The 25,393-nt window shown below is 65.3% G+C and carries 22 protein-coding genes; 14 read left to right on the top strand and 8 right to left on the bottom strand.

The genetic code is table 11. From position 1 onward, the window contains the following. Positions 1 to 40 precede the first annotated feature (40 nt). The 7 genes from DJ563_RS09000 to DJ563_RS08970 form a co-directional block, all read right to left on the bottom strand. The gene (locus tag DJ563_RS09000; RefSeq protein ID WP_434519318.1) at positions 41 to 649 is read right to left on the bottom strand and encodes a TetR/AcrR family transcriptional regulator; all 609 of its coding nucleotides are present in this window, start codon (positions 647 to 649) and stop codon (positions 41 to 43) included. Continuing rightward, a complete protein-coding gene (locus DJ563_RS08995) occupies positions 642 to 1,955 on the bottom strand; it encodes a spinster family MFS transporter (RefSeq protein WP_274099329.1) in 1,314 nt (437 codons plus the stop codon). Before DJ563_RS08995 ends, DJ563_RS09000 begins: the two co-directional genes overlap by 8 nt. A gap of 60 nt (positions 1,956 to 2,015) precedes the next feature. Then, positions 2,016 to 3,047 carry a 4-hydroxy-2-oxovalerate aldolase gene (gene dmpG, locus DJ563_RS08990; protein WP_434519317.1) on the bottom strand — a complete coding sequence of 344 codons (1,032 nt, stop codon included), beginning with the start codon at positions 3,045 to 3,047 and terminating at the stop codon, positions 2,016 to 2,018. A 10-nt stretch (positions 3,048 to 3,057) separates the two neighbouring features. After that, positions 3,058 to 3,987 (bottom strand): acetaldehyde dehydrogenase (acetylating), encoded by a 930-nt coding sequence (locus DJ563_RS08985; RefSeq protein ID WP_434519316.1) that lies wholly within the window; start codon positions 3,985 to 3,987, stop codon positions 3,058 to 3,060. Between the two features lie 38 nt (positions 3,988 to 4,025). Then, the gene (locus DJ563_RS08980) at positions 4,026 to 4,817 is read right to left on the bottom strand and encodes a fumarylacetoacetate hydrolase family protein (protein WP_274099327.1); all 792 of its coding nucleotides are present in this window, start codon (positions 4,815 to 4,817) and stop codon (positions 4,026 to 4,028) included. Between the two features lie 66 nt (positions 4,818 to 4,883). Beyond that, the gene (locus DJ563_RS08975) at positions 4,884 to 5,657 is read right to left on the bottom strand and encodes a glucose 1-dehydrogenase (protein ID WP_274099326.1); all 774 of its coding nucleotides are present in this window, start codon (positions 5,655 to 5,657) and stop codon (positions 4,884 to 4,886) included. 48 nt (positions 5,658 to 5,705) lie between these two features. Further along, the gene (locus DJ563_RS08970; protein ID WP_186664390.1) at positions 5,706 to 6,686 is read right to left on the bottom strand and encodes a flavin reductase; all 981 of its coding nucleotides are present in this window, start codon (positions 6,684 to 6,686) and stop codon (positions 5,706 to 5,708) included. A 216-nt stretch (positions 6,687 to 6,902) separates the two neighbouring features. Here DJ563_RS08970 and DJ563_RS08965 point away from each other — a divergent pair, with 216 nt between their 5' ends. From DJ563_RS08965 to DJ563_RS08935, 7 genes are all read left to right on the top strand, one after another. Beyond that, on the top strand, positions 6,903 to 8,339 hold the full coding sequence (locus tag DJ563_RS08965) for a coniferyl aldehyde dehydrogenase (protein WP_434519315.1): 1,437 nt from the start codon (positions 6,903 to 6,905) through the stop codon (positions 8,337 to 8,339). A gap of 65 nt (positions 8,340 to 8,404) precedes the next feature. Beyond that, positions 8,405 to 9,997 carry an amidase gene (locus tag DJ563_RS08960; RefSeq protein WP_274099324.1) on the top strand — a complete coding sequence of 531 codons (1,593 nt, stop codon included), beginning with the start codon at positions 8,405 to 8,407 and terminating at the stop codon, positions 9,995 to 9,997. 130 nt (positions 9,998 to 10,127) lie between these two features. Next, positions 10,128 to 11,315 carry an acyl-CoA dehydrogenase family protein gene (locus DJ563_RS08955; protein ID WP_434519314.1) on the top strand — a complete coding sequence of 396 codons (1,188 nt, stop codon included), beginning with the start codon at positions 10,128 to 10,130 and terminating at the stop codon, positions 11,313 to 11,315. A gap of 67 nt (positions 11,316 to 11,382) precedes the next feature. Further along, positions 11,383 to 13,089, top strand: coding sequence for an FAD-dependent oxidoreductase (locus DJ563_RS08950; protein ID WP_274099785.1), 1,707 nt, complete (start codon positions 11,383 to 11,385; stop codon positions 13,087 to 13,089). A gap of 9 nt (positions 13,090 to 13,098) precedes the next feature. Continuing rightward, positions 13,099 to 14,793, top strand: coding sequence for an FAD-binding protein (locus tag DJ563_RS08945; protein WP_434519313.1), 1,695 nt, complete (start codon positions 13,099 to 13,101; stop codon positions 14,791 to 14,793). Continuing rightward, a complete protein-coding gene (locus DJ563_RS08940) occupies positions 14,790 to 15,818 on the top strand; it encodes a ferredoxin--NADP reductase (RefSeq protein ID WP_274099783.1) in 1,029 nt (342 codons plus the stop codon). Before DJ563_RS08945 ends, DJ563_RS08940 begins: the two co-directional genes overlap by 4 nt. A gap of 22 nt (positions 15,819 to 15,840) precedes the next feature. Further along, positions 15,841 to 17,454, top strand: coding sequence for a FadD3 family acyl-CoA ligase (locus DJ563_RS08935; RefSeq protein WP_274099782.1), 1,614 nt, complete (start codon positions 15,841 to 15,843; stop codon positions 17,452 to 17,454). Positions 17,455 to 17,493: 39 nt separating this feature from the next. Here DJ563_RS08935 and DJ563_RS08930 read toward each other — a convergent pair whose 3' ends face one another. Continuing rightward, positions 17,494 to 18,279: an enoyl-CoA hydratase gene (locus DJ563_RS08930; protein ID WP_274099781.1), complete on the bottom strand. Its 786-nt coding sequence runs from the start codon at positions 18,277 to 18,279 to the stop codon at positions 17,494 to 17,496. A 148-nt stretch (positions 18,280 to 18,427) separates the two neighbouring features. Here DJ563_RS08930 and DJ563_RS08925 point away from each other — a divergent pair, with 148 nt between their 5' ends. The 7 genes from DJ563_RS08925 to DJ563_RS08895 are packed head-to-tail and all read left to right on the top strand — an operon-like array spanning position 18,428 to position 25,386. Further along, the gene (locus DJ563_RS08925) at positions 18,428 to 19,213 is read left to right on the top strand and encodes an SDR family oxidoreductase (RefSeq protein WP_274099780.1); all 786 of its coding nucleotides are present in this window, start codon (positions 18,428 to 18,430) and stop codon (positions 19,211 to 19,213) included. Positions 19,214 to 19,270: 57 nt separating this feature from the next. Beyond that, entirely contained in the window at positions 19,271 to 20,242 is a 972-nt protein-coding gene (locus DJ563_RS08920) for a bifunctional MaoC family dehydratase N-terminal/OB-fold nucleic acid binding domain-containing protein (protein ID WP_434519312.1), read from the top strand. A gap of 8 nt (positions 20,243 to 20,250) precedes the next feature. Then, complete coding sequence (locus DJ563_RS08915) at positions 20,251 to 21,384, top strand: acyl-CoA dehydrogenase family protein (RefSeq protein WP_274099778.1); 1,134 nt, start codon at positions 20,251 to 20,253, stop codon at positions 21,382 to 21,384. Beyond that, complete coding sequence (locus tag DJ563_RS08910) at positions 21,356 to 21,775, top strand: MaoC family dehydratase (RefSeq protein WP_274099777.1); 420 nt, start codon at positions 21,356 to 21,358, stop codon at positions 21,773 to 21,775. The genes DJ563_RS08915 and DJ563_RS08910 overlap by 29 nt, the downstream gene beginning before the upstream one ends. A gap of 18 nt (positions 21,776 to 21,793) precedes the next feature. Beyond that, entirely contained in the window at positions 21,794 to 22,972 is a 1,179-nt protein-coding gene (locus tag DJ563_RS08905; RefSeq protein WP_274099776.1) for a lipid-transfer protein, read from the top strand. Between the two features lie 11 nt (positions 22,973 to 22,983). Continuing rightward, positions 22,984 to 24,153 (top strand): acyl-CoA dehydrogenase family protein, encoded by a 1,170-nt coding sequence (locus DJ563_RS08900; RefSeq protein WP_186664355.1) that lies wholly within the window; start codon positions 22,984 to 22,986, stop codon positions 24,151 to 24,153. Between the two features lie 45 nt (positions 24,154 to 24,198). After that, positions 24,199 to 25,386 carry an acyl-CoA dehydrogenase family protein gene (locus DJ563_RS08895; protein WP_274099775.1) on the top strand — a complete coding sequence of 396 codons (1,188 nt, stop codon included), beginning with the start codon at positions 24,199 to 24,201 and terminating at the stop codon, positions 25,384 to 25,386. Positions 25,387 to 25,393: the final 7 nt, after the last annotated feature.

Here is a 25,393-nt window from a genome sequence, read left to right as displayed (position 1 = left end):
TGGGCTTGCGCTGGGAAAGTTTCAACGGTGTGAACAGTTGCTAGAGGTTCGGCTGGCCCTGCACGTTGAGCAGGCGCTGGGTCATCTGTACGAAGTGCGCTTCCAGGCGTGAGGCTGTCCACGCGGGCGATGTGTGGCGCAGCGCGTCGGCGGTGCCCACCAGGGCCATGATCGCCAGCGCGGCCAACTCGGCTTCGATACCTGCAAAAATCCCTTGCTTGAGGCCTTTGTGCACCAGGGCCTGCAACTGCAGCCGCAGGTTATCCGGACGGCGTGCCAGCCAGTGCTGCAGGTGCGGTTCCAGGTGATGCTGTTCGCGCTCCAGCACCTTGACGTGCAGCGGGTGCGCGGCCTGCCAAGCCAGAACGAAGCGTATGAAACTGTGCAATTCACCCAGTACGCCACGACGCTTTGGGAACGCGCGCCAGGCGCTGTCGCGTGTTTCGAGCAGGTCCATGAGTACCCACGACAACAAGTCCTGCTTGCTCGCTACATGGTGGTAGAGGCTGCCTGGCAGCAAGCCGGCACGGCTTGCCAGCTGGCGCATGGACATGGCGCCGTAACCCACCTCGGCAAGCAGTTCGGTGGCCGCGTCAATGATGAACCGTGCGCATTCGGCATCCGCCGCCAGGTTGCCTTGCTTAGGCATAGCTGGCCCCCCGGACGAGGCCGTTCAGGTGCTGGTGGGTGCGCCACAGCAACGCCAGCGGTATGACGATCGTGCAACTGACCAGCAGCAAGGCGTAACGCAGTGATTCCTCGGCAAACACCGGCATCAGGGCATCGCTGAGCAACCCTGTGGCCAGCGGGCCGATACCGACACCACACAAGGTCGAGACAATGGTTTGCAACGCTACCGCCGTTGCCCGGCGCGAGGCCGGTACCATCTGCGTCAGCAGTGAGAACGAAGGGCCCACCCACCACACCGAGAAGAAGCTGGTCAGTGCGCACCAGAGCATCGCGCTGGGTACCGGAACGCTACCCACCTGCATCAGGATATCGCGGGGCCACAGCAGGTAGATGATCAGCGCACTGCTGCCCAGCAGATGGCCGATCACCGGTACGCCAATGTGCCAACGCAGGCTCCTCACGGCCAGGTGGTCGGTCAGCCAGCCACTGAACAAGGCCCCGAGCCCGGCACAGGTGCCGCCCACCAGCCCCGCGAGGATGCCGGCGTACTGCAGCGGCATACCGTGCGAGCGCACCAGGAAACTGGCGTTCCACATCGCATAGCCATAGGCGCTGAAGGTGGTGAGCCCGCAGGCCAGCACCAGGCAGCGGTAAGGCGGCTGCGCCCACAGTTCACGGGCGCTGGCCCACAGGCCCGGCAAGGGATGGGCGGCCTGTACCGTGAGGTCGAAACGCCCGCGTGCCGGGTCGCGCACGACAAAGGCGCACAGCGCGCTGATGACAAAAGCGGGCACGGCGACCGCAAAAAAGGCGCTGCGCCAGCCGTATTCATCCACGACCCAGGCGCCCACGCACAAGGCGATGATCGTGGAAAAAGTCGGCGCAGCGGTGTAGCAGGCGATGGCGAACGAACGTCGGTGGGGTGGATAGAGGTCGGCAATGATCGACATCGAGGTAGAGGTGCTGGGCGACTCGCAGACCGCCACGGCCATGCGGGCGATCACCAGCATCGCGAAGCTGCCGGCCAGGCCGCAGACCACGGTCGCCAGCGCCCACAACAGCGTGGACGCGGCCAGCAGGCGGGTCCGCGGCATGTGGTCGGCCAACCGCCCGGCGGGCAGGCCCAGCAGTACATACACGGCCGCAAATGCCAGGCCTGAAACCAGACCCATGGCGGTGTCGCTGACTGCGAACTCCTGTTTGATCGGCTCTATCATCACGGCAATGATCTGCCGGCCGACAAAGTTGTCGGCGTACATCATCGCCAGCAGCAGCAGCAGCCCATGGCTGCGCCAGCCAAGGGGCGAAACAGGCGTAGTGCGCATGGGTGACTCCTGCAGGTGCCGAGCGCGAAGGCCCAGGCTGCGCCCGGGCCACAGGGGAGGTCAGGCGTGTGCCTTGCGTTGCCTGGCCAGGGTCAGGGCGGTGTCTTCGATCATGTCCTCCTGGCCGCCGACCATGCCACGGCGGCCCATTTCCACAAGAATCTCCCGTGCCGGCACGCCGTATTTCTGCTCGGCGCGTTTGGCGAACAGCAGGAACGAGCCATAGACGCCGGCATAGCCCATCGTCAGGGCATCGCGGTCGCTGCGGATGGGGAAGTCCATGATCGGCACCACCAAGTCTTCGGCCACATCCTGGATGCCGAAGACACTGACCCCGGTCTCGATGCCCATCCGGTCGCACACCGCAACCAGCACTTCCATCGGCGTGTTGCCGGCACCGGCGCCCAGGCCGGCGCAGGCCGCATCGATGCGCGTGGCACCCGCAGCGATGGCGGCGATGGAGTTGGACACCCCCATCGACAGGTTATGGTGGCCATGGAAGCCGATTTCGGTACCGGGTTCGAGCGCTGCGCGCAGCGCCGCCACCCGTGCGCTGACATCGTGGGGCAGCAGGTAGCCGGCCGAGTCGGTGATGTAGATGCAATTGGCGCCGTAGCTTTCCATCAGCTTGCCCTGCTGGGCCAGGCCTTCCGGGCTGTTCATATGGGCCATCATCAAGAAGCCGACAGTGTCCATTCCCAGCGTTCGCGCAGCAGCAATGTGCTGCTGCGAAACATCGGCTTCGGTGCAGTGGGTGGCGACCCGAAGGGTGCTGACACCGAGCTCGAACGCCATGCGCAGGTGGTCGACCGTGCCGATCCCGGGCAGCAGCAGGGCCGAGACCTTGGCGTGGGTCATCAACGGAATGACCGCCGACAGGTACTGCTCGTCGGTGTGCGCAGGGAAGCCATAGTTCACCGAACTGCCGCCCAGGCCATCGCCGTGGGTCACTTCGATCAGCGGCACACCAGCGGCGTCCAGCCCATAGGCAATGTCTTTCATCTGCTGCAGGGAGATCTGGTGGCGTTTGGGGTGCATGCCGTCGCGCAGGCACATGTCGTGTACGGTGATGCGTTTGCCGTGAAGGTCCATGGCGCGTTCCTTAAACGGTGGCAGGTTGGGGGGCAGGGCGGGGCAGCGCGAGTTCGCCCTTGAGCATCGCTTCGGCAAACATTTCGGCGGTGCGCGCGGCGGCAGCGGTCATGATGTCGAGGTTGCCGGCGTACTTGGGCAGGTAGTCGCCCAGGCCCTCGACTTCCATGAAGATCGACACCCGGTTGCCGTCGAACACCGGCCCGTTGACCAGCTTGTACCCCGGCACATAGCGCTGCACCTGCTCGATCATCTGCGCGATGGCGGCGCTGATGGCGGCTTGGTCGGGCTCGTCTTCGGTCAGGCAATGCACGGTGTCGCGCATGATCAGCGGCGGCTCGGCAGGGTTGACGATGATGATCGCCTTGCCCTTTTTCGCCCCGCCCACCTGCTCGACCGCCGCAGCGGTGGTGCGGGTGAACTCGTCGATGTTCTTGCGCGTGCCGGGGCCCACCGACTTGGACGCTGCCGTCGCGATGATTTCGGCATACGCCACCGGTTGCACGCTGGATACCGCAGCCACCAGCGGAATGGTCGCCTGGCCACCGCAGGTGACCATGTTCACGTTCATCACGCCCAGGCCAAGGTTATGTTCGAGGTTGACCGGCGGTACGCAGTAAGGGCCGATGGCGGCGGGTGTCAGGTCGATCATCAGCACACCCAGGGCATTGAGCTTGCGGCTGTTTTCGGCGTGCACATATGCGGAGGTGGCATCGAAGGCGATCTGGATACCGTCTTCAAGGACATGTGCCAGCAAGCCGTCGACACCGTCGCTGGTGGTTTTCAGGCCCAGTTCGGCGGCGCGGGCAAGGCCTTCGGAGTTGGCATCGATGCCCACCATCCACACCGGCTCCAGCACTTCACTGCGTTTGAGCTTGTACAGCAGGTCGGTACCGATATTGCCGGGCCCGATGAGGGCGCATTTGATCTTTTGGCGCATGGCATTGTTCTCGATCAGAAGAAGTTGAAGCGAGCGGGTCAGGGCACGAAGTTCAGGTGCAGCACGCCCATGCCGCTCAATGACAGGCTGACGAAATCCCCCGCTGCGACGGGCACCAGGGGTGCCAGGGCACCGGACAGGATGATTTCGCCCTTGCGAAAGGGGATGCCCAGCTTGCCCAGGGTGTTGGCCAGCCACGCCACGGCATTGCAAGGGTGACCTTGCACGGCGGCGCCCAGGCCGCTGCCGGCGGTGTGGCCGTTCTTGAACAGCTGCAGTTGAACCTGGGCCAAGTCCAGCTCGCGCGGGTTGATGCGCTGCTGGCCCAGGGCGAATACCCCGCAGGAGGCGTTGTCGGCCACCGTGTCCTGAATGCGGATCTGCCAGTTGTCGATGCGTGAGTCGACGATTTCGAAGCACGGCAGCACCCACTCGGTGGCCGCCAGTACATCGTCTGCACTGACCTCGCCGCCTTTCAGGTCGTCGCCCAGCACGAAGGCGATTTCGCCTTCTGCACGGGGCTGGATCAACCGGTGGGTGGCAAAGCTGACGTCGCTGTCGCCAGCAACCTGCATGCGATCCGTGAGAAAGCCGAAGTCCGGTTGATGCACGTCGAGCATTTCCTGCACGGCCCGGCTGGTCACGCCGATCTTCTTGCCGATCACCCGCTCGCCCATGGCTTCACGCCGGGCGAGCAGGCGCAGGGAGATGCGGTAGGCATCGTCCAGGCTGATGTCGGCGTGGCGCTGGCTCAGCGGCGCCACGCTCTTGCGTGTTTGCAGGGCGCTGAACAGCTCGTCGCCCAAGGCTTCAATCAGGTGCGCATCCATAAAAAGGTCGCTCTGTGACAAGTGAACGAAAGGCCAGCCTGCTTGCGCCAGCCGCGGCAACGAGGCTCAGCCCGGCCAGACGCTGGCGTCGGCGCCGCCATCGACATCGATGATCTTGCCGGTGACCCAGGCCGAGGCGGGCGACGCCAGGTACAGGGCTGCTGCGGCAATGTCCTCTGGCTGGCCCAGGCACTTGAGCGGGGTGTTGGCTTCCATCGCGCTGCGCATGGCAGCCGGCATCACGCCGGCCAAGGCGTCGGTGAGGATCGGCCCAGGGGCGATGGCATTGACCCGGATCTGCGGTGCAAACTCTTGTGCCAGCAGCCGTGTCAGGTGGGTCAATGCCGCTTTGGCCGTGCCATAGGCGCTGAAGTGGCGCTGGGCATAGCGCGCTGCCACCGAGGTGATGTTGATCAGGTTGCCGCCGCCGGCTTCGCGCATCAGCGGCACGCACAGCTGGGACAACGCATAGGCGGCGCTGACGTTGAAGCTGAGCACCTGCTCGAAGGCCTCGGGGCTCATCGTCAGCGGGTCGTTCGGGCCGCCACCGCCGGCGTTGTTGACCAGGTGGGTGACGCGCCCCAGTTGTTCGCGGGCCTGGCTGACCAGGGCGATGCGTTGCTCGCTGTCGGTGACATCGCAGCTGATCGCCAGGGCGCGGCGCCCTCGGCTGCGCACGGCATCGGCGACGGCTTCGACATCGGCCAGTGACCGCGCGCTACAGACCACATCGGCGCCGGCATCGGCGTAGGCCAGGGCAATGGCACGGCCGATGCCGCGGCCGCTGCCGGTGACAATGGCGACACTGCCGGTGAGGTTGAAACGTTGCAGAATGCTCATGGCTGTCCTTTCAATCCAGGGGGCTATCGGGGTGCTGCCGGGGCTGCCTCAACGTGGCGCCCAGAGGTCCGGCAAGCCAGGGTCCGAGGTGGCGATCAGGCGCTTGAGCAACACCTTGAGTGCCTGGGCATCGCCGGCGCCCAGGCGTGCGGCGATGTCCTGCTCGACGGCCTTGGCCAGTGCCACTTCCTGCAGTGAGGCGGCGCGGCCATCGGCGGTCAGCACATAGCGCACCTGGTTGTCGTCGATTTCCCTGGCCACCAGGTTCTGCCGTTCGAGAAAGCGCATGCTCGACGCGCTGACCACGTGGCCGGTGTAGCCGACGAATGCGTTGATTTCATCAAGGCTCAGGTTGTCGCGGATGCACAGCGTCGAAAGGATGAAGAACGCGTGCTCGTCGAGCTGTTGGTTTTTCAACAGCCGGCGCAAGGCATACAGCATCTGGTAGTGCGAGCGGCCGAGCAGGTAGCCAAGCAGGTCTTCGGTGTAACTGCATTCAGGCGGCGGCGGGGTGGTGGCCAGGCGCAGTTCGCTGCGCGGCTTGCGCATCGCCAGGGCGTACTGGCCACTCTGGAAGGCCAGCGGCGCGCGGTCGCTGTGGTCGAAGGCCAGTACTTCACCGACAAAGATCACATGGTCGCCACCTTCGTATTGGAAGGCGGTGCGGCATTGAAAGCGCGCGGTGCAGTCCTGCAGCAAGGGCGCGGCGCTGATGCCGGTGTCCAGCTCGATTTCAGCGAACTTGTCTTCGCCCTGGCGCGCGAAGCGCCCGGACAGGCATTCCTGTTCGGTGGACAGCACGTGCACGTTCCAGTGGCGGCCACCGCTGAACACCGGCAGGCTTCTGGCATTCTTCGCCAGGCTCCAGAGCACCAGCGGCGGGTTGAGCGAAACCGAGTTGAAGCTGTTGGCGGTGATGCCAACCGGCGTGCCGTCTTCAGCCTGAGTGGTGATGATGGTCACCCCTGTGGTAAAGGTGCCGAGCGCGGCGCGAAACGCTTGGGGGTCGAAACAGGCAGGCGTTGCCATGATGGGCCTCATGGAGTGGTTGTGCGTGTTTGCAGTATTCCCAGCGTTGCGGGGCTTTACATCGTCTCAATGGACTAACGTTTGCGGCCTACTCGTCTACATGGACGAGGCGCCCGGCGCAGGTCTGGGGCTAGTTTGCGGTGAGGGCGTCGAGGTGGGCGGCCATGGTGGGTACAGCGCGCACATGCTGGCCTTTGAACAGTTGAGGAGGCACCAATGGGTTGTGCAATTTCATCCGTCGACGGTCTGTCGGCCCTGTTGTCAGAGCAAAAGGCTGCGTTTGCCGCAGCAGGGGCCGTTAGCGCGCAGGCGCGCCGGGCCCGTATCCAGCGCGTGATCGACATGCTGGTTGCGCACCACATGGCGTTGGCCGAGGCCATGGATGCCGATTTTGGCGGCCGCCCCCAAGGCTTTTCACTGATGAACGATGTGTTGGGTTCGCTGGGGTCGCTCAAGCATGCGCGCGATCACCTGGAGGGCTGGATGCAGGATCAGCCTCGGAAAGTCTTCACGCCGTACGACCAACTGGGCGCCGAGGCCTGGGTGCTGCATCAGCCCAAGGGCACGGTGGGCATCCTGGGTACCTGGAATGCCCCGCTGTATACCTTGCTGAGCCCCTTGGCCTCGGCCCTGGCGGCGGGCAACCGGGCCATCCTCAAGCCTTCGGAGGTGGTACCGCATACCGCCGCGCTCATTGCCCAGCTGATAGGCGATTGGTTCGACCCGCTCGAAGTGGCCGTGGTCACCGGTGGCGAAGACCTGGCAAAGGCGTTTACCGCGCAGCCTTTCGACCATCTTGTGTTCACCGGCGGCACCGAGGTGGGCAAGTCGGTGATGCGCCACGCCGCCGACAACCTGGTGCCGGTAACCCTGGAGCTGGGCGGCAAGTCGCCGGTGATTGTCGGGCGCAGTGCCGATATGGCCACGGCGGCGTACCGCATTGCCGTGTCCAAGACCACCAACGGTGGCCAGGTGTGCATCAACCCGGACCTGGTCTACGTGCCGCGTGAGCAGCTTGAAGGGTTTCTCGACGCGTTTGCCAGTACCTACCGCGAGCTGATTCCTGAGGTCAGCGACAACCCGGATGTGGTCGCGGTGGTCAATGCCCGGCACCTGGCGCGGGTTGAAAACCTGGTTCAGCAGGCCCAGGGCGCCGGTGCCCGCGTGGTGAGCCTGCCTTACGCGCTAGCGGTCGATGCGGGCAACCGACGCCGTCCGCTGCAACTGGTGATCGACCCACCTGCCGACAGCCTGATCCTGCGGGAAGAGATCTTCGGCCCGGCAATGGTGGTACTGCCGTATGACGAGGTCGACCCCGTGCTGGCCCGGATCAACGCCGGGCCGCGGCCGCTGGCCCTGTACTACTTCGGCACTGACCCGCAAGAGCAGCAGCACGTGCTGTCGCACAGCCTGTCGGGCGGTGTCACCCTCAACGACGTCATGATGCATGCCGCCCTGCATGACGCCCCGTTCGGCGGTGTGGGCGCCTCTGGCATGGGCCATTACCACGGCCGTGAAGGTTTTCTCGAATTCAGCCACATGCGCACGGTGCTCAAGGCGCCCGAGCACGACCCACGCCGCGAATGGGGCTTGTTGCCGCCGTACAGCGAGCACTTTCTGGCAGCCATGGTGGCGCAGATCACCCCGGACTGAGCGCGGTTGTGCCCGCGGGTGCATCGACCATATGACAATCACAACAAAAAAGCGGAATTCAGTACATGGATAAGAACTCTTTGCCCCTCGGCGACAGTGCAGGCTTGGCAGCTGAGGGGGCCGTGCAGGTGTGGCCGCGGCGCCAGGTCCTCAAGGCCGGTGCCGTGGCCGTGGGGGTAGGGCTGCTGGGGCGTTTTGCCGATGCTCGGGCGGCGGGCCTGTCGGCCAGCGATTACCTTGGCCTGGACGCCTGGGACATGGTCAAGGGCCTGCAGGCCGGCCAGTTCAGCGCCGAAGACCTGCTGGCGGCGGCCATTGCGCGCTGCGAGCAGGTCAACCCGAAGCTCAACGCGGTCAATATGCGCCACGATGATTACGCCAAGGCGCTGCTTGCCGCCAGGCGCCAGGCGGGCACCCTGAGCCAGGGCTCGCTGGCAGGGGTGCCGATTCTGCTCAAGGACCTCAACACCTTCCTGCAGGGCACCCGCACCAGTAACGGCAGCCGCTTGTTCAAGGATGCGCCGCCGGCCAGTGTCACCAGCACCTTGATCAGCCGCTATGAAGCGGCCGGCGCGGTGCCGTTCGGCAAGACCACCAGCCCCGAGTTTGGCCTGACCACCACCACCGAGTCGCTGCTCTGGGGGCAAACGTGCAACCCATGGAACCTGGCAATGAGTGCCGGCGGCTCGTCCGGTGGCTCCAGCGTCGCAGTGGCCGCTGGCATTGTCCCGGTCGCCCATGCCACCGACGGCGGTGGCTCGATCCGTATTCCCGCGTCCTATTGCGGTGTGGTGGGGCTCAAGCCGACGCGTTACCGCACACCCAGCGGGCCGATGCGCCTGGAAGCCTCGTTCGGTGCCAGCGTCGCCAACGTGGTGTCGCGCAGCGTGCGGGATACGGCCTTGTTCCTCGACGCCGGGCAAGGGCATGAGCTTGGCAGCCCCTACTGGACGCAACCGCTGCAACGGCCCTACGTGCAAGAGCTTGGCCGCGACCCGGGCCGCTTGCGGGTGGCCCTGGTGCGCGAGTCCATGACCGGTGCGGCGCTGGACCCTGCGGTTGCCAAGGTGCTTGAGCAAACCGTCAAGCAATTGCTCGGCCTGGGCCATGAGATTGAAGAATTGCGTTTGCCCATTGCGCCCCAGCAGTTGTTCGGCGCGCATGGCGCGGCGATGGGCAATGCCTTGCTGGCCATGGTCAATGACCGGGAGAAAGCGCTCGGCCGTGCGTTGGGCCAGCAAGACCTCGAGCTGATCACCTTCGGCGTGTTGGCGCGCGCCAGCAAAGTCACGGGCGAGGGCGTGGTGCGCGCACGGCAATCGTTCGAAGATATCAGCATGGCCATGGAGCAACAGTTCGAGCGATTCGATGTGATCTTGTCGCCCGTCACCTCCAGCCTTACCCCGGCCCTGGGGGAGCTGTCGCTGAATCAGCCCTACGAAACCTATGCGCAAAAAGCCATGGGCAGTGCCGGCTTCACCGTGCTCGCCAACGTCAGTGGCCAACCGGCGATTTCACTGCCGCTGGGCATGAGCGACAGCGGCATGCCGGTGGGCATGATGTTCACCGCGCGACTCGGGGGCGAGGACGTGCTGCTGCGCCTGGCTTCGCAACTGGAACAGGACCGCCCCTGGGCTGCACGACGCGCCCCGGTGTAACCCGGACGGTGCCACGGAAGGCGCCACAGGCCTGTGCTCTAGTCCGCTTTGACGATGAATAATCGTTTGCTGCGTTCGATCATCAATCACCGCCCGCGCAACCGCGCAACGAGATTGGGAGAACGAACGGATGGACAGCATGCGAGTAAAAACGCCCGAAGAAGTCGAACTGCTGGAACGCGCCCGGCGTATGGTGCCCGCGCTGAAAAGCCGCACGGCGCAGGCGGACCGAGAGTTCCGGGTACCTGACGAGACGATGTTCGAGCTGCAGCAGGCCGGTTTGCTGCGGGCCTTGCAGCCGCGGGCATTCGGTGGCTACGAAGTGGACCTGCGCACCTTCTTCGAAATCCAGATGACCCTGGCCGAAGGCTGCATGTCCACGGCCTGGATCTACGGGGTGATCGGTGTGCACCCCTGGCAACTGGCGCGCTACCCGGTCGAGGCCCAGCGCGAGGTATGGGGCCAGGACCAAGCCACATTGATCTCGTCCACCTACATGCCTGTGGCCAAGGTCGAGCCGGTTGAAGGCGGTTACCGCATCAGCGGCCGCTGGGGGTTTTCCAGCGGCAGTGAACACTGCCAATGGTGCTTCCTCGGCGGCATATTGCCGGCAAGCGGCGAGCAGCCTGCCGAGCACGGCACCTTCCTGATCCCGCGCAGTGCCTACCGCATCGAACACAACTGGGACGTCCTGGGCCTGCGCGGTACCGGTAGCCACGACATCGTGGTCGAAGACGCCTTCGTGCCGGCGCACCGCGTGCAGCGCACCAACAACTGCACCCTTGAGGCGACACCGGGGCGCCTGGTCAACACCAACCCGATCTACGCCATTCCCTTTGCCCAGGTGTTTACCCGTGCCGTGTCGTCATCGGCCATCGGCGCCTTGCAAGGGGCCATCAACGAGTTCCGTGCCAACGCCGCCGCACACATTGGCAAGCATGGCATGCGCACGGCCGACGACCCGGTGGCGCAAACCACGGTGGCCGAGGCGACGATCATCGTCGATGGCCTGCGCCTGGTGCTGGAGCGCAACTACGCGCACCTGCTGGCGCTGGCCGAGGCGGGCGAGTACCCGGACGTCGAAACCCGTCTGCTGTACCGCTACCAGTCCTCCTATGTGACCAATATCTGTGCCGAAAAAGTCAACGAGCTGCTGCGCTGCATGGCCGCGTCCGGGCTGTACAACACCAACCCGGTGGCCAGGCTGTTCCGCGACCTGCACCAGGCGCGCGGGCACATTGCCAACAACTACATGGCCTTCAGCCGCAGCCTGGGGGCGGTGCAACTGGGCCTGCCCAACCCTGACCCCTACGTGTGAGCCGCGCCCGCAGCCCCCTGGCCGCAGCGCCGGGATTATCCGATCACACAGCCAAGGCATAACAACAATGAACGCTAACGCTCAGCCTGCTTCCCACTATGACGTGATCGTCGTTGGCTCCGGCGCCGGTGCGATGACGTCGGCCCTGTTTGCGGCCGACCAGGGCCTCTCGGTACTGGTCGTCGAAAAAAGCGACAAGTTTGGTGGCACGTCGGCGATTTCCGGCGGCGGTATCTGGATCCCCAACAACCACTACTTTGCCGCCAAGGGCGGCCGCGACAGTGTCGACCTGGCGCTGCGCTACCTCAAGGCCGCCACGGGTGAACACGGCGACGAGAAGCGCTTGCGCGCCTACCTTGAACACGCGCCGCAGATGATCCATGCCCTGGAGCAGAGCAGCCATGTGCGCTACGCCGTGGCCGAGAAGTACCCGGATTACTACCCGCAATTGCCCGGCGCACTGCAAGGCGGCCGCACCCTCGACCCGCAGTTGTTCGACACCAGCCTGCTCGGCGACGAGCTGGAGAACCTGCGCAAGCCATCGCCTTCGACCTTGCTCATGGGCCGGGTGGCCTGGACGGCCCGGCATGCCCATAAAGTCATGTCGCGCTCATTCGGTTGGCGCTTGCTGATCGTGGGCCTGATGCTGCGTTACAAGCTGGACTTCAAGTGGCGGCGCAAGGGCCGCCGTGACCGCCGTGCGGCGTTGGGCAGCGCGTTGGTCGCTTCGCTGCGCCGTTCATTGATGGACCGCCAGGTACCGCTGTGGCTGAACACCGACTTTGAAGCGCTGTTGACCGAAAACGGCCGCGTCAGTGGTGTGCAGGTACGCCGTGACGGCCAGGTCGTCGAACTGCATGCCCGGCATGCGGTGATCTTCGGTTCGGGCGGCTTCGAGCAGAACCAGGCGCTGCGCGAGCAGTACCTGCCGCAACCCACCCAACGCAACTGGAGCGCCACGCCACCGGGCAACAACACCGGTGCGGCCTTGCAGGCCGGCCAGGCGCTGGGGGCGGCAACCGCCTTGATGGACTGGGCCTGGTGGGCACCGACCATTGCGGTACCCGGCGAAGACAAACCACGCGGGGTGTTTGCCGAGCGCGCCTTCCCCGGCGCCATCGTGGTCAACGGGCGGGGCCTGCGTTTTGTCAACGAGGCCGCGCCATACCTGGAGTTTGTCGATGCCATGTACCGCGACAACCAGGGCGGCGGCAAGAGCATTCCGGCCTGGGTCATCTTCGATGGGCACTTTCGCTTCAATTACGCCATGGGCCCGTTGATGCCGGCCCAGGTGATGCCCGACAGCCGTTTGCGCAAGGAGTGGCTCAACAGCCTGTACTTCAAGGCCGACAGCCTGGCGGCACTGGCCGGGCAGATCGGCGTCGATGCACAAGGGCTGCAAGAGACCGTGGCGCGCATGAATGCTTACGCGCAAAGCGGTGTCGACCTCGAATTCGGCCGTGGCGGCAACGTCTTCGACCGTTATTACGGCGACAGCAACGTCAAACCCAACCCGTGCCTGGCACCGCTGAGCAAGGGCCCGTATTACGCCATGCGCCTGGACGCCGGCGATATCGGCACCAAGGGTGGGTTGTTGACCAACGAGCATGCGCAGGTGGTTTGCCAGGACGGCGTAGCGATCCCGGGGTTGTATGCCATTGGCAACTGCTCGGCGTCGGTCATGGGCACCAGCTACCCCGGCGCCGGCGGCACGCTCGGCCCGGCCATGACCTTCGGTTACATCGCGGCCAGGCACATTGCCGCCCATGCGTGAGGATTCGCCATGTCTGCTGCTGACAAATCAACCTGCACCGATATCCAACCCGCGCTGCAGGTGGCCGATGCCGAGGCGCTGCGCTGGGATCAGCACTGTGATGTGCTGGTGATTGGCTGGGGCGCTGCGGGTGCCTGCGCAGCCCTTGAAGCGCGCTCCCAGGGCGCTGATGTACTGGTCGTCGACCGCTTCACCGGCGGCGGCGCCAGCGCCAAGAGTGGCGGTGTAGTCTATGCCGGCGGTGGCACTCGCCAGCAGCGTGCTGCGGGTTTTGACGACACGCCCGAGGCGATGTTCGCCTACCTCAAGCACGAGACCCAGGGCGTGGTGGCGGACGCCACCTTGCAGCGCTTTTGCCAGGACAGCGCCAGCAACCTGGCGTGGCTGGAGCGCCAGGGTGCGCCTTACGACCACCGCATGCCGCCCGGTGGCAAGACCTCGTACCCACCCGATGGCTGTTTTCTGTATTACTCCGGCAATGAGACGGTGCCTTCGCACCGCGGTGATTTGCCACCCGCCCCGCGTGGCCACCGTACCGTGGGCAAGGGGCAGTGCGGCGCGGTGCTGTATTCGCACCTGAAGGCTGCATGTTTGCGCGAGGGTGTGCGCGCCCAGGTGCAGGCTGCGGCCCGGCGCCTGGTGGTCGATGACAGCGGCTGTGTGCTGGGCGCGGAGCTCTGGTGCCTGCCTGCTGGCAGCGAAGAGGCGCGGCTGCACGCCAAATGGGCAGCACGTGCCGAGCGTCTGCAAAACTTCGCACCGCGCTACTGCGACACGTTGCGCAAGCGCCTGCACCACCTCGAGCGCACCTTTGCCAGGCCACGGCTGGTGCGGGCCAGGCGGGGCGTGGTGTTGAGCACCGGTGGGTTCATTTTCAACCGCGAACTGATCAGCCAGCATGCGCCGAAGTTTCGTCGCAACTTCAAGGTGGGTGCCACCGGCTGCGACGGCAGTGGCTTGCGCCTTGGGCTAAGCGTCGGTGCCGTGGCCGATCGCCTGGCGCGGGTTTCTGCCTGGCGCTTCATCAACCCGCCGCTGTGCTGGCCCAAGGGCATCGTGGTCAACACCCTGGGCCGGCGCTTCGTCAACGAAGAGGTCTACGGCGCCACCCTGGGCCAGCCGCTGTGCGAAGAGCAGGGGGGCAAGGCATGGCTGGTGCTCGACGCCCGCTTGCGCAAGCAGTCCATCAAGCAAGCGCTGTTCTCCGGTTACTGGTGGTTCCAGAGCTTGCCAGCACTGGTGCTGATGCTGTTGCAGGCGCGCAAGGGCCAGAGCATCGAGCAACTGGCGCAGGCCACCGGCATGCGCAGCGATGAGCTGCGCAATGCACTGCAGACCTACAACGCCGCAGCCCGCGGCGATGCCAGCGACCCTTTCGGCAAGTCTGCGCAAAGCCGGCAAGTGCTCGACAAGGGGCCGTTCTATGCCTGCGACATCTCGGTGGGCAACCCGCTGTTTCCGCTGGGCGCGCTGACCCTCGGCGGCCTCAAGGTCGATGAGCACAACGGCGCCGTGCTTGATGGGCAAGGCCAGGCCATCGCAGGCCTGTTCGCGGCGGGCCGTACGGCAATCGGTATCCCTTCGCATTTGTACGTCAGCGGCTTGTCGCTGGCCGATTGTGTGTTTTCCGGACGGCGTGCGGGGCAGGCGGCGGCCGCTGCAGTGGCGCGCAGCACAGTCCACAGCCGTGAGCATCTGATATGAGCCTGGATTACCTGACCCTGCGCGTCACGCGCGTGATTGAAGAAACCGCTGACAGCCGTTCGCTGGAGTTCGAACTACCTGAAGCGCAAATCGCGCATTTTCGCTACCGGCCTGGGCAATTTCTGACCTTGCGTGTGCCCTGCGGTGATGGCTGGTTACCGCGCTGCTACTCGCTGTCCAGCACCCCACTGCTTGATGAGCCGCTGCGGGTGACCATCAAGCGGGTTCGCGACGGGCGCGCCTCGAACTGGCTGTGCGATGCCGTGCAAGCCGGCGATAGCCTGCAGGTGCTGGCCCCGGCCGGTGTCTTCGTGCCGCCGCAGCTGGACACCGACCTGCTGCTGTTCGGTGCCGGCAGCGGGGTAACGCCGATGCTGTCGATCCTGCGCTCGGCGTTGTTGGCCGGTAGCGGGCGGATCTTGCTGGTTTATGCCAACCGCGATGAAGCCTCGGTGATCTTTCGCGAACAGCTCAAGCTGCTGGCCAGCGCCCACCCGCAGCGCTTGCAGGTGATCCACTGGCTGGACTCGGTGCAAGGCATACCGTCAGCCAGCCAGCTGGCCGAGCTGGCACGCCCGTTTGCCCATGCCGAAGCCTTTATCTGTGGGCCCGGGCCGTTCATGGATGCGACGGTCAGCGCGCTGCAGGCCCTCGGCATGCCGGCGGCCAAGGTGCATGTGGAGCGTTTTGTCTCGTTGCCCGAAGAGGGGGCGGTTGCCGTGCCTGTCGCCGTCGACACTGCGCACCCCACCAGCCTGCTTTCGGTACGCCTGGACGGTGAGGAGTTCGAGGTGCCGTGCGCCGAGGGCGAGACCTTGCTCGATGCCATGCGCCGTGCGGGCCTGAGGCCGCCCAGTTCGTGCCTGGTCGGCGCCTGCGCCACCTGCATGTGCACCGTTGAAAGCGGCGCCGTCGAGATGCTGCGCAACGACGCGCTGGAACCCCACGAAATTGACCAGGGCTGGACGCTGGCGTGCCAGTCGCTGGCCCGCAGTGAGCATCTGCGCGTGCTCTTCCCCGAATAACCCGACTGCCGAGTCCGTGACCATGACAGCATGTTCCGTTTCCCCAAGCACCCTGAATACCTGGGACCCGTTGCCCCTCTCGATCCCCGCCCTGCTGTTCGCCAGTGCCGAGCGTTACGCCGGCCGGGCGGCGATCGAGGAGCAGGGTGTTGTTACCGATTACCGTGACCTGCCCGCGCTGGCCCTGCAGGTGTGCCGCAGCTTGATGGCCCTGGGCATCGAAGCGGGTGACCGCGTGGCCATCTGGGCGCCTAACTGCCGCGACTGGGTGATCGCTGCGCTCGGCGTGCATTGCGCCGGCGCGGTGCTGGTCCCGATCAACACGCGTATGAAAGGCGCCGAGGCGGCCGACATCCTGCTGCGCAGCGAGGCCCGTGTGTTGCTGATGCAAGGGCAGTTTCTGGGTGTGGACTACCCGGCAATGCTGCAGCCACTGTGCCCCGTGAGCCTGCAGCAGCGGGTGTTGCTGGGGGCAGCGCAGGCCTGTGCGGGCATAGACCTGGACTGGCCGGCGTTCATTGCCAAAGGCGCTGCGGTCAGTGACTTGCAGGCGCGCCAGCGTGCGGCGGGGGTCGGCCCACGGGACTTGTCCGACCTGTTGTTCACCTCCGGTACCACCGGCAAACCCAAGGGCGTGATGAGCGCCCATGGGCAAACCCTGCGCGCCTTTCACCAGTACGTGAAGGTCATCGGCCTGCTGCCAGGCGACCGCTACCTGATCATCAATCCGTTTTTCCATGCTTTTGGCTACAAGGCCGGCTGGCTGACCTGCCTGCTGGCCGGCGCCACCATCCTGCCGCATGCCGTGTTCGATGCCGAAGCGGTGTTTCAGCGCATTGCCGCCGAGCGCATCAGCGTACTGCCCGGGCCACCGACTCTGTACCTGTCGATGCTGGCGCACCCGCGCCTGGCCCAGACTGACCTGTCGAGCCTGCGCATTGCCGTCACCGGCTCGTCGACCATACCGCCGGTGCTGATCGAGCGCATGCGCCATGAGCTCGGCGTGGCCGTGGTGACCACCGCCTACGGCCTGACCGAATGCGGCGGGTTGGCCACCATCTGCAACCCTGATGACCCGGCAGAAGTGATCGCGGGCACCAGCGGTCGGGCGATCGAGGACACCCAAGTGAGCATCCGCTCGGCGCGCAACGAACCGGTGGCCGCCGGCGAATCGGGGGAGATCTGCCTGCGCGGCTTCCATGTGATGCGCGGCTACTTCAACGACCCCGAGGCCACCGCGCAAGCCATCGACGCTGACGGCTGGCTGCACACCGGTGATATCGGCCACCTCGACGCCAATGGCAACCTGAAGATCACCGACCGGCTCAAGGACATGTTCATCGTCGGGGGCTTCAACTGTTACCCGGCAGAGATCGAGGCCGGCCTGATCGAACACCCGGCCATTGCCCAGGTGGCGGTCATCGGCGTGGCAGATGAGCGCATGGGGGAGGTGGGCTGCGCCTGTGTGGTGCTGCGCCAGGGCCAGCAGCTGGACGCGCCGTCACTCATCGCCTGGGCGCGGGAGCGCATGGCCAACTACAAAGTGCCGCGGCATGTGCGCTTCTTTCAGGCGTTGCCGGTCAATGCATCGAACAAAGTGGTCAAGGGTGAGCTGCGCGACGCAGTGGGTGCCTGAAACGGCAAGGGCGGCGTTGCGCCGCCCTTGCCGTGGGCTTCAACGCCCCTCGAAACGTGCCGGGCGTTTCTCGATGAACGCCTGCATGCCTTCTTGCTGGTCGCGCGAGGCAAACAGCAGGGCATTGGCCTTGCGCTCCAGGGCAAGGCCGGCTTCCAGCGGCGCGTCCATCCCGGCCAGAATCACTTCTTTTATCTGCTCGGCCGCCAAGGGTGGCATCGCGGCGATCACCTCGGCCAGCTTCAGCGCCTGCGCCAGCACCTGGTCATCCTCCACTACCTCGCTGACCAGCCCTGCCACCCAGGCCTCTTCGGCTGTGATCGGCTGCCCGGTCAGCGCCATGCGCATGGCCTTGACCTTGCCCACCGCGCGCACCAGGCGCTGGGTACCGCCGATGCCGGGCATGATGCCGATGCGAATCTCGGGCTGACAAAACCGCGCACTGCGCCCGGCAACGATGATGTCGGCCAGCATCGCCAGCTCGCAGCCACCGCCGTAGGCATAACCACACACCGCTGCAATCACAGGCTTCGGGCAATGCTGGATCGGTGCCCAGACGCGCTCGGTATGGCGCTGGTAGATGTCGATCGGCCCCACCCCCGCCAGGCTGTTGATGTCGCCACCGGCGGCGAACACCGTGTCGCCGCCGGTCAACACGATACAGCGCACCTCGCTGTTGTTGGCCAGCTCGCTGAAGTACTGCGACAGCAATGCCTGCAACGCCAGGCTCAGGGCATTGGTGGCGTGCGGCCGGTTGAGCCGCACCAGGGCGACGCCTTGGGCCGGGTACTCCAGCAGTACCGGCGCGGTCAGTGAGTCAGACATGGTCAACCTCAGGCAGAAGGCGCCAGCGGGCGGGCGCCGTTGCGCGGATTGTTGCGATCACGCCCCCGGTTTTCATCGTCCGTTCAGACGACGAGGGCGGCGCGCATTGCCCTTAGAGTGAAGCTCAATACAGGCTGAGGAATACGCCATGAGCAGTCACGCGGGGCTGGATTACATAGGCAAGGTGGTGTTGGTCACCGGGGGTACCAAAGGCATCGGCGCAGGCATTGCCCGCAGCTTTCTGGCGGCCGGCGCCAAGGTGGTCGTGTGTGGCCGCACAGCGCCCGAGCAACTGCCCCGCGTGGGGCACGCCCAGGCCGATTTCATCGCCGCCGACGTGCGCGACCTGGCCGCGCTGCAAGGCCTGTTCGACACCCTGCGCAAGGACTACGGGCGCCTGGATGTGCTGATCAACAACGCCGGCGGCAGCCCGTCGGCAGAGGCCGCCAGTGCCTCGCCACGGTTTCATGAGGGGGTGATCCGCCTCAACCTGATTGCCCCGTTGAACGTTGCCCAGCAGGCCAACCTGTTGATGCAGGCGCAGGCCGACGGCGGCTGCATCGTCTTCATCGGCAGCATCAGCGGCTTGCGCGCATCCCCAGGCACGGCCGCCTACGGTGCCGCCAAGGCCGGTGTATTGGCCCTGGTGCAGTCGCTGGCTGCGGAATGGGCACCCAAGGTGCGCGTGGTGGCGGTCAGCCCGGGCCTGGTACGCACCGAGCTTGCCCACCTGCATTACGGCGACGATGCCGGTATCGCGGCGGTCAGTGCCGGCATCCCGGCGGGGCGCATGGCCTCGCCCGAAGACATCGGCAACGCCTGCTTGTACATCGCATCCCCCCTGGCCGGTTACGCCAGCGGTTGCAACCTGTTGCTGCACGGGGGCGGCGAGCGCCCGGCTTATCTCGGCGTGGCGCAGGTCGCGCCGCACTGATCGACCCACGTCGGCGTTGCAGTCGCGGGCGCCGCTTAGAACACGCAGGAGACGAACTTGGCTGATCCACAATTGCTATCCGAAGTGCGCGCCCTGATCGGCCGCCAATACGGGCGTGTCAATGCCTGGGACGAGGTCAACGCGCCGATGATTCGCCAGTGGTGCGAAGTCATCGGCCTGGACAACCCGCTCTACACCGACCCTGTGGCTGCAGCCAACAGCTGCAACGACGGCATTGTCGCACCGCCGCCCATGCTGCAGATCTGGTGCATGGAAGGCTTCCACATCAACAACTATGCCCCAGGTTCGACTGCCGAAAACCCTTATGAGGTGCTCGGCCTGATCGAGCGTTATGGCTACCCCTCGGTGGTGGCGGTGAACTCCGAGCTGACCTTCGAGCGCAACCTGCGCCTGGGCGAGAAGCTCTACTACACCACGCGCCTGGAATCGGTCGGCGATGAGAAAACCACCGGCCTGGGCACCGGCTTTTTTGTCACCTTGATCATGGACTACTACGCACAACAGGCCAGCGGTGACGAGAAAGTCGGCGAACTGCTGTTCCGGGTGTTCAAGTTCCGCCCAGCCCAGGCGCACACGCCCGACAAGCCCGCCCAACCGGAGCCGGTGCTGGCCAAGCGGCCGAAGCCTGGGGTCAGCGATGACACCCGGTACTTCTGGGACGGCTGCAAGCAAGGCCAGTTGCTGATCCAGCGTTGTACCCAGTGCGCGATCTTGCGCCACCCGCCAGCGCCGGTCTGTATCGCCTGTCACAGCTTCGAATGGGACACCCTGGCGGCCAGCGGCAAGGGGCAGCTGTATTCCTTCGTGGTCATGCACTACCCCGAAGTGGCGCCGTTCGACCACCCCAACCCGATCGGTCTGATCGAGCTGGACGAAGGCGTGCGCCTGATCGCCGGCCTGGTCGGGGTCGCGCGTGAAGACCTGCGCATCGGTCAGCGTGTGCAGGTCGAGTTCCAGACCTTCGACGACGACCTGGCGTTGCCGTTGTTCCGGCCACTGGCAGAGTAGGGGGCAGCATGGATTTCGAACTCAATGAAGACCAGCGCGCCATTGCCGAAATGGCGGGCAGCCTGATGAGCGATTACTGCACCGACGAGTGTTTGCGCGACTGGGACCTGTCGGGGCAGCCCTACATGCAAGCGCTGTGGGCAAGCTGTGTCGAAACCGGCCTGCACGCACTGGCCATACCGGAGGCTGCCGGCGGCAGTGGCCTGGGCATGACCGAGTTGATCCAGGTGCTCGATGCCCAGGGCGGTGCCTTGGCGCAGGTGCCGCTGTGGCGGCATCAGCTGGCGGCGGCCACCCTGGCTGAATTCGGCGGTGCGGCCCTGGCGCCTTGGGTAGCGCAAGCGGCGACGGCCAGCAGTTTGCTGAGCCTGACCCTCGACGGCCTGAGCAACGTGCGCGGTATCGAGCTGCTGGCGACGGCTGACGGGCCTGACTGGCAGCTGAGCGGGCGCGTTGCAGCGCTGCCGCTGGCCGAACAATCGGCGGCAGCGCTGGTGCCGGCGCGGGTGCTGGGGCAGCCGCGGCTGGTGTTGCTGGACCTGGCTCAAGCCGGTATCTGCAAGGTGCCTGGGGTGATGACCCATGGCGAAGCGCACGCTGAATTACACCTGCAGGGCGTGCGCATCAACGCCAGCCAGGTGCTGCCCGAAGCGGCCCTGGGTTGGCTGGCGCCGCGTGCGATTGCTGCATTGGCCGCATTGCAACTGGGCGTCAGCGCCGAGCAGGTGCACCGCACGGTGGCCTACATCAGCGAGCGCCAGCAGTTCGACCGCGCCATTGGCAGCTTCCAGGCAGTGCAAATGAGCATGGCCGACACCCATGTGCAGCTGGAGGTGCTGCGCAGCGCGCTCTGGCAGCTGTGCTACCGCCTCGACGCGGGCCTGCCGGCCCCCAGCGAGGCCTTGGCCACGGCGTACCTGGCGTGTGAGGCCGGGCACCGTATCGGCCACACCGCACAACACGTGCATGGCGGCATCGGGGTTGACCTGACGTACCCGATTCACCGGTTCCTGTACTGGAGCCGCGCCCTGAGCAGTGCTTTGGGAGGGTCGTCGGCGATCCTGGAGCAGCTTGGCGACTGGCTGAACGAAAACGACACCTTGGGATGGAAATATGACCTCGAAGAACACCAAGCGCTTTGACGACGTGCAGCCCGGCGAACGACTGCCGGAGCTGACGATCCCGATCACCGTCGGCCTGATTGCCGGCGGGGCGATTGCCACCCGTGACTACTTCCCGGGCCATCACGACCTGGAGGCGGCGCGGGCGCTGGGCTCACCGCATATTTTCATGAACATCCTCACCACCAATGGCCTGGTGCAACGCTTCATCGAGCAGTGGACCGGCCCCGAAGTGCAGTTTCGTGCCCTGAAAATCAAGTTGGGGGCACCGAACTACCCCGGGGACAGCATGACCTTCAGTGGTGAAGTGACGCATCAGGATGTCGCGACGCGCAGCCTGGAAGTGACCCTCCGGGGCAAGAACTCCATGGGCAATCACGTGACCGGCACGGTCGCGCTGGTTCTGCCTTAATTCGCGGGGACAACACAGATGATGCATTCGTCGATTTCCGGGCGCGCCGCCATTGTCGGCTTGGGCGCGACCGAGTTTTCCAAGCACTCCGGGCGCACCGAGCTGCGCCTTGCCATGGAAGCCACATTGGCCGCGCTCAAGGACGCGGGTATCGACCCCAGCGAAGTGGAGGGTTTCAGCTCCTACTCGGTGGACAAGGTGCCCGAGTACGAGATTGCACGCTTGCTGGGCTGCAAGGACGTCAAGTTCTTCTCCCAGGTGCCGCACGGCGGCGGTGCGGCATGCGGGCCGGTGATGCACGCGGCGATGGCCGTCGCCACCGGTGTGGCCAAGGTGGTGGTGGTGTACCGGGCGATGAACGAGCGCTCCTGGTACCGCTTTGGCACCGGCAACTATGGCTTCGCCTCGACGCCGACCTTCGAGAACGTCAATTACGGCTGGTACATGCCGCATGGCTTCCATACCCCGGCGGCTTGGGTGGGGATGTTCGCGCAACGCTACATGCACACTTACGGCGCCACCTCCGAAGACTTCGGCCGGGTGGCGGTGGCCGTGCGCGATTTTGCCGCCAGCAACCCCCAGGCGTTCTTCTACGGCAAGCCGATTACCCTGGAAGAGCATCAGGCCTCGCGCTGGATCTGCGAGCCCCTGCACCTGCTCGATTGCTGCCAGGAGTCCGATGGGGCGGTGGCGATGGTCATCACCTCGGCCGAGCGTGCCCGTGATCTGAAGCAAAAACCGGTGATCATCAAGGCCGGCGCCCAGGGCATCAGTGCTGGCCAGCAAGTGATGACCTCGTATTACCGCGACGACATTACCGGCCTGCCCGAGATGGGCGTGGTTGCCAAGGCGCTGTACGGCCAGTCGGGGCTGGGCCCGGACGCGTTTCAGACGGCAATCATCTACGACCACTTCACCCCCTTCGTACTGCCGCAGCTGGAAGAGTTCGGCTTTGTCGAACGCGGGGAGGCGAAGGCGTTCATCCGCGCCGGCCACCATGCCCGTGGTGGCAAGCTGCCGATCAATACCCATGGCGGCCAGTTGGGCGAGGCCTACATCCACGGCATGAATGGCATTGCCGAAGCGGTACGCCAGGTGCGCGGTACGGCCGTGAACCAGGTGGCCGATGTAGAAAACGTGCTGGTCACCGCCGGTACCGGCGTGCCCACCAGCGGCCTGATTCTCGGCGCGGTTTGAGGAGTGCCCCCATGTTCGTCGACCTTACCCCCGAGCAGCGAGCGCTGCGCCTGAAGGTTCGGGATTATTTCCAGAACCTGATGACCCCCGAACTGCGCCAGCAGATGCGCGGCACCGAAGGCGGCGAGCTGTTTCGCCGCACCATCGCGCAGATCGGCCGTGACGGCTGGCTCGCCGTAGGCTGGCCAAAAGCCTATGGCGGCCAGGGCTACGCGGCCACCGAGCAGTTGATATTCTTCGAAGAGGCCAATATTGCCGGTGCGCCGCTGCCGTTCGTGACCATCAGCACGGTCGGACCGGCCTTGATGGCCCATGGCTCGGCGCTGCAGAAAGAGAAGTTTCTGCCCGGTATCGCCGCCGGTGAAATCAACTTTGCCATCGGTTACTCCGAAGCCAGCGCCGGCAGCGACCTGGCGGTGCTGAAAACCAGCGCGCGTGAAGATGCCGAGGGTTTTCTGGTCAATGGCAGCAAGCTTTGGACATCCGGCGCCGACTCGGCCGATTACATCTGGCTGGCGGCCCGTACCGACCCCGAACGGCCGCGCCACAGGGGCATATCGATCCTGATTCTGGACACCCAGGCCGAGGGCTTTTCCAGCACGCTGATCCCAACCTCGGGAAACCCCACGGCGGCCACGTATTACGATAACGTACGGGTCCCCCGGGAGATGCTGGTGGGCGAGCTGCACGGTGGCTGGAAGCTGATCACCGCGCAGCTCAATCACGAGCGCCTGGGCCTGGGCGCCTGGTCGGACAAAGTGGTCAGCCTGTTCAGCCGGGTGTACCTGTGGGCGCGTTGCGCCGACGAGCAGGGCCAGCGTGCCACCGACCATGCCTGGGTACGGCGTGATCTGGCAGAGTGCTATGCCAGGCTTGAGGCCATGCGCCTGATCAACTTCCGCATCGCCGCCGACCTTGAGCGCGACCGGGTTGATGTCGCGCTCGCGTCGACCACCAAAGTTTATGGCTCGGAGTCGGCTATCGAAATCCTGCGCAAGTTGTCGGCCATCGTCGGTGCCAGTGGCTTGACCCGTGCAGGCTCAGCGGCCGCCTACCTGCTGGGTGAGCTGGAGTATGAAGTACGGGCTTCGGTGAACCTGACCTTTGGCGGTGGCACCAATGAAATCCAGCGCGAGTTGATCGCCCAGTTTGGTCTGGGCATGCCACGCGCGCAGCGTTGAACCACCGCCAAATGAATAACAATAACGTCCCTGCAAGGTGAACGAATGAGCGCAATCGAGCAATTCAGGCAAGCGACGCGTGACTGGCTGGAGGCCAATTGCCCCGCGTCGCTGCGCACGCCTACCCCCGACGGGGAGATCGTCTGGGGCGGCCGTCAGGTGGACTTCCCGAGCGACGATGCCCGCGTGTGGTTCGAGCGCATGCGCGACAAAGGTTGGTTTTGCCCACAATGGCCCGTCGAGTACGGCGGCGCAGGCCTGAGTGCCGAGTACAACGCCGTGCTCGAAAGCGAACTGCGCAGGCTCAAGTGCCGGCCGGCGCAAATCAACCTGGGTATCTGGATGCTCGGCCCGGTGCTGCTGGAATTTGCCAGCGAGGCACAGAAGCAGGCGCTGCTGCCGCCGATGTGCCGCGGCGAAGTGCGCTGGTGCCAGGGCTTTTCCGAACCCAATGCCGGCTCCGACCTTGCCAGCCTGAAAACCTCGGCCATCGCCGAGGGCGATGACTTCGTGATCAATGGCACCAAGATCTGGACCTCCTACGGCGACAAATCCGACTGGATGTATGCGCTGGTGCGCACCGACCCCAAGGCGCCGAAGCACCAGGGTATCAGCCTGATCGTGCTGGACATGACAAGCCCCGGGGTGAGCGTAGCGCCGATCGACCTGATCAGCGGCAAGTCGGCGTTCTGCCAGGTGTTTTTCGACAATGTCCGGGTGCCGCGAAGCCAGCTGATCGGCCCGCTCAACGGCGGCTGGGACCTGGGCAAGCGCTTGTTGCAGCACGAGCGCAAGGCCATGTCCAAGTTCGGCGAGTTCAGCCTGCCAACGCATTTCCACCTGCTGCCGCTGATCGAGCAATACCTGCCCGCCAGCCAGGCACCCGCCGACCAGGCGTTGCGCGCCCGTGCCCAGGCCTGTGCGATGAACGAGCACGCCTACAACCTGACCGTGCAGCGCATGGGCGAGGAGGGGCGGGCCGGCAGGGACACCAGCGCGCTGATGGCAATCATGAAGCTGGTGCATACCGAGCAGGAGCGCGACAAGTTCGAGGTGCTGCTCGACGCCCTCGGCTATCGCGCGCTGGGTGTTGCCGATCAGCCGTTCAGTGCCCAGGAACTGGCGATTACTCGCGGCTGGCTCAACAGCTATGCCTTGACCATCTCTGGCGGCTCGTCGGAAGTGCAGTTGAATGTGATCGCCAAGCGGGTCTTGAACCTGCCAAGCGCCTAAGGGGAGT

It is taken from the genome of Pseudomonas sp. NFX1 (assembly GCF_051123555.1).
In the GTDB taxonomy this organism is placed as follows: Bacteria; Pseudomonadota; Gammaproteobacteria; order Pseudomonadales; family Pseudomonadaceae; genus Aquipseudomonas; species Aquipseudomonas capeferrum.
The sequence above is the reverse complement of the archived record's forward strand: the minus strand, read 5'-3'. Positions and strand labels throughout refer to the sequence as shown.

Bases quoted from the DNA above. Each gene is read 5' to 3' on its own strand.
- DJ563_RS09000 (WP_434519318.1), bottom strand. From the start codon at position 649: ATGCCTAAGCAAGGCAACCTGGCGGCGGATGCCGAATGCGCACGGTTC.
- DJ563_RS08995 (WP_274099329.1), bottom strand. From the start codon at position 1,955: ATGCGCACTACGCCTGTTTCGCCCCTTGGCTGGCGCAGCCATGGGCTG.
- dmpG (WP_434519317.1), bottom strand. From the start codon at position 3,047: ATGGACCTTCACGGCAAACGCATCACCGTACACGACATGTGCCTGCGC.
- DJ563_RS08985 (WP_434519316.1), bottom strand. From the start codon at position 3,987: ATGCGCCAAAAGATCAAATGCGCCCTCATCGGGCCCGGCAATATCGGT.
- DJ563_RS08980 (WP_274099327.1), bottom strand. From the start codon at position 4,817: ATGGATGCGCACCTGATTGAAGCCTTGGGCGACGAGCTGTTCAGCGCC.
- DJ563_RS08975 (WP_274099326.1), bottom strand. From the start codon at position 5,657: ATGAGCATTCTGCAACGTTTCAACCTCACCGGCAGTGTCGCCATTGTC.
- DJ563_RS08970 (WP_186664390.1), bottom strand. From the start codon at position 6,686: ATGGCAACGCCTGCCTGTTTCGACCCCCAAGCGTTTCGCGCCGCGCTC.
- DJ563_RS08965 (WP_434519315.1), top strand. From the start codon at position 6,903: ATGGGTTGTGCAATTTCATCCGTCGACGGTCTGTCGGCCCTGTTGTCA.
- DJ563_RS08960 (WP_274099324.1), top strand. From the start codon at position 8,405: ATGGATAAGAACTCTTTGCCCCTCGGCGACAGTGCAGGCTTGGCAGCT.
- DJ563_RS08955 (WP_434519314.1), top strand. From the start codon at position 10,128: ATGGACAGCATGCGAGTAAAAACGCCCGAAGAAGTCGAACTGCTGGAA.
- DJ563_RS08950 (WP_274099785.1), top strand. From the start codon at position 11,383: ATGAACGCTAACGCTCAGCCTGCTTCCCACTATGACGTGATCGTCGTT.
- DJ563_RS08945 (WP_434519313.1), top strand. From the start codon at position 13,099: ATGTCTGCTGCTGACAAATCAACCTGCACCGATATCCAACCCGCGCTG.
- DJ563_RS08940 (WP_274099783.1), top strand. From the start codon at position 14,790: ATGAGCCTGGATTACCTGACCCTGCGCGTCACGCGCGTGATTGAAGAA.
- DJ563_RS08935 (WP_274099782.1), top strand. From the start codon at position 15,841: ATGACAGCATGTTCCGTTTCCCCAAGCACCCTGAATACCTGGGACCCG.
- DJ563_RS08930 (WP_274099781.1), bottom strand. From the start codon at position 18,279: ATGTCTGACTCACTGACCGCGCCGGTACTGCTGGAGTACCCGGCCCAA.
- DJ563_RS08925 (WP_274099780.1), top strand. From the start codon at position 18,428: ATGAGCAGTCACGCGGGGCTGGATTACATAGGCAAGGTGGTGTTGGTC.
- DJ563_RS08915 (WP_274099778.1), top strand. From the start codon at position 20,251: ATGGATTTCGAACTCAATGAAGACCAGCGCGCCATTGCCGAAATGGCG.
- DJ563_RS08910 (WP_274099777.1), top strand. From the start codon at position 21,356: ATGACCTCGAAGAACACCAAGCGCTTTGACGACGTGCAGCCCGGCGAA.
- DJ563_RS08905 (WP_274099776.1), top strand. From the start codon at position 21,794: ATGATGCATTCGTCGATTTCCGGGCGCGCCGCCATTGTCGGCTTGGGC.
- DJ563_RS08900 (WP_186664355.1), top strand. From the start codon at position 22,984: ATGTTCGTCGACCTTACCCCCGAGCAGCGAGCGCTGCGCCTGAAGGTT.
- DJ563_RS08895 (WP_274099775.1), top strand. From the start codon at position 24,199: ATGAGCGCAATCGAGCAATTCAGGCAAGCGACGCGTGACTGGCTGGAG.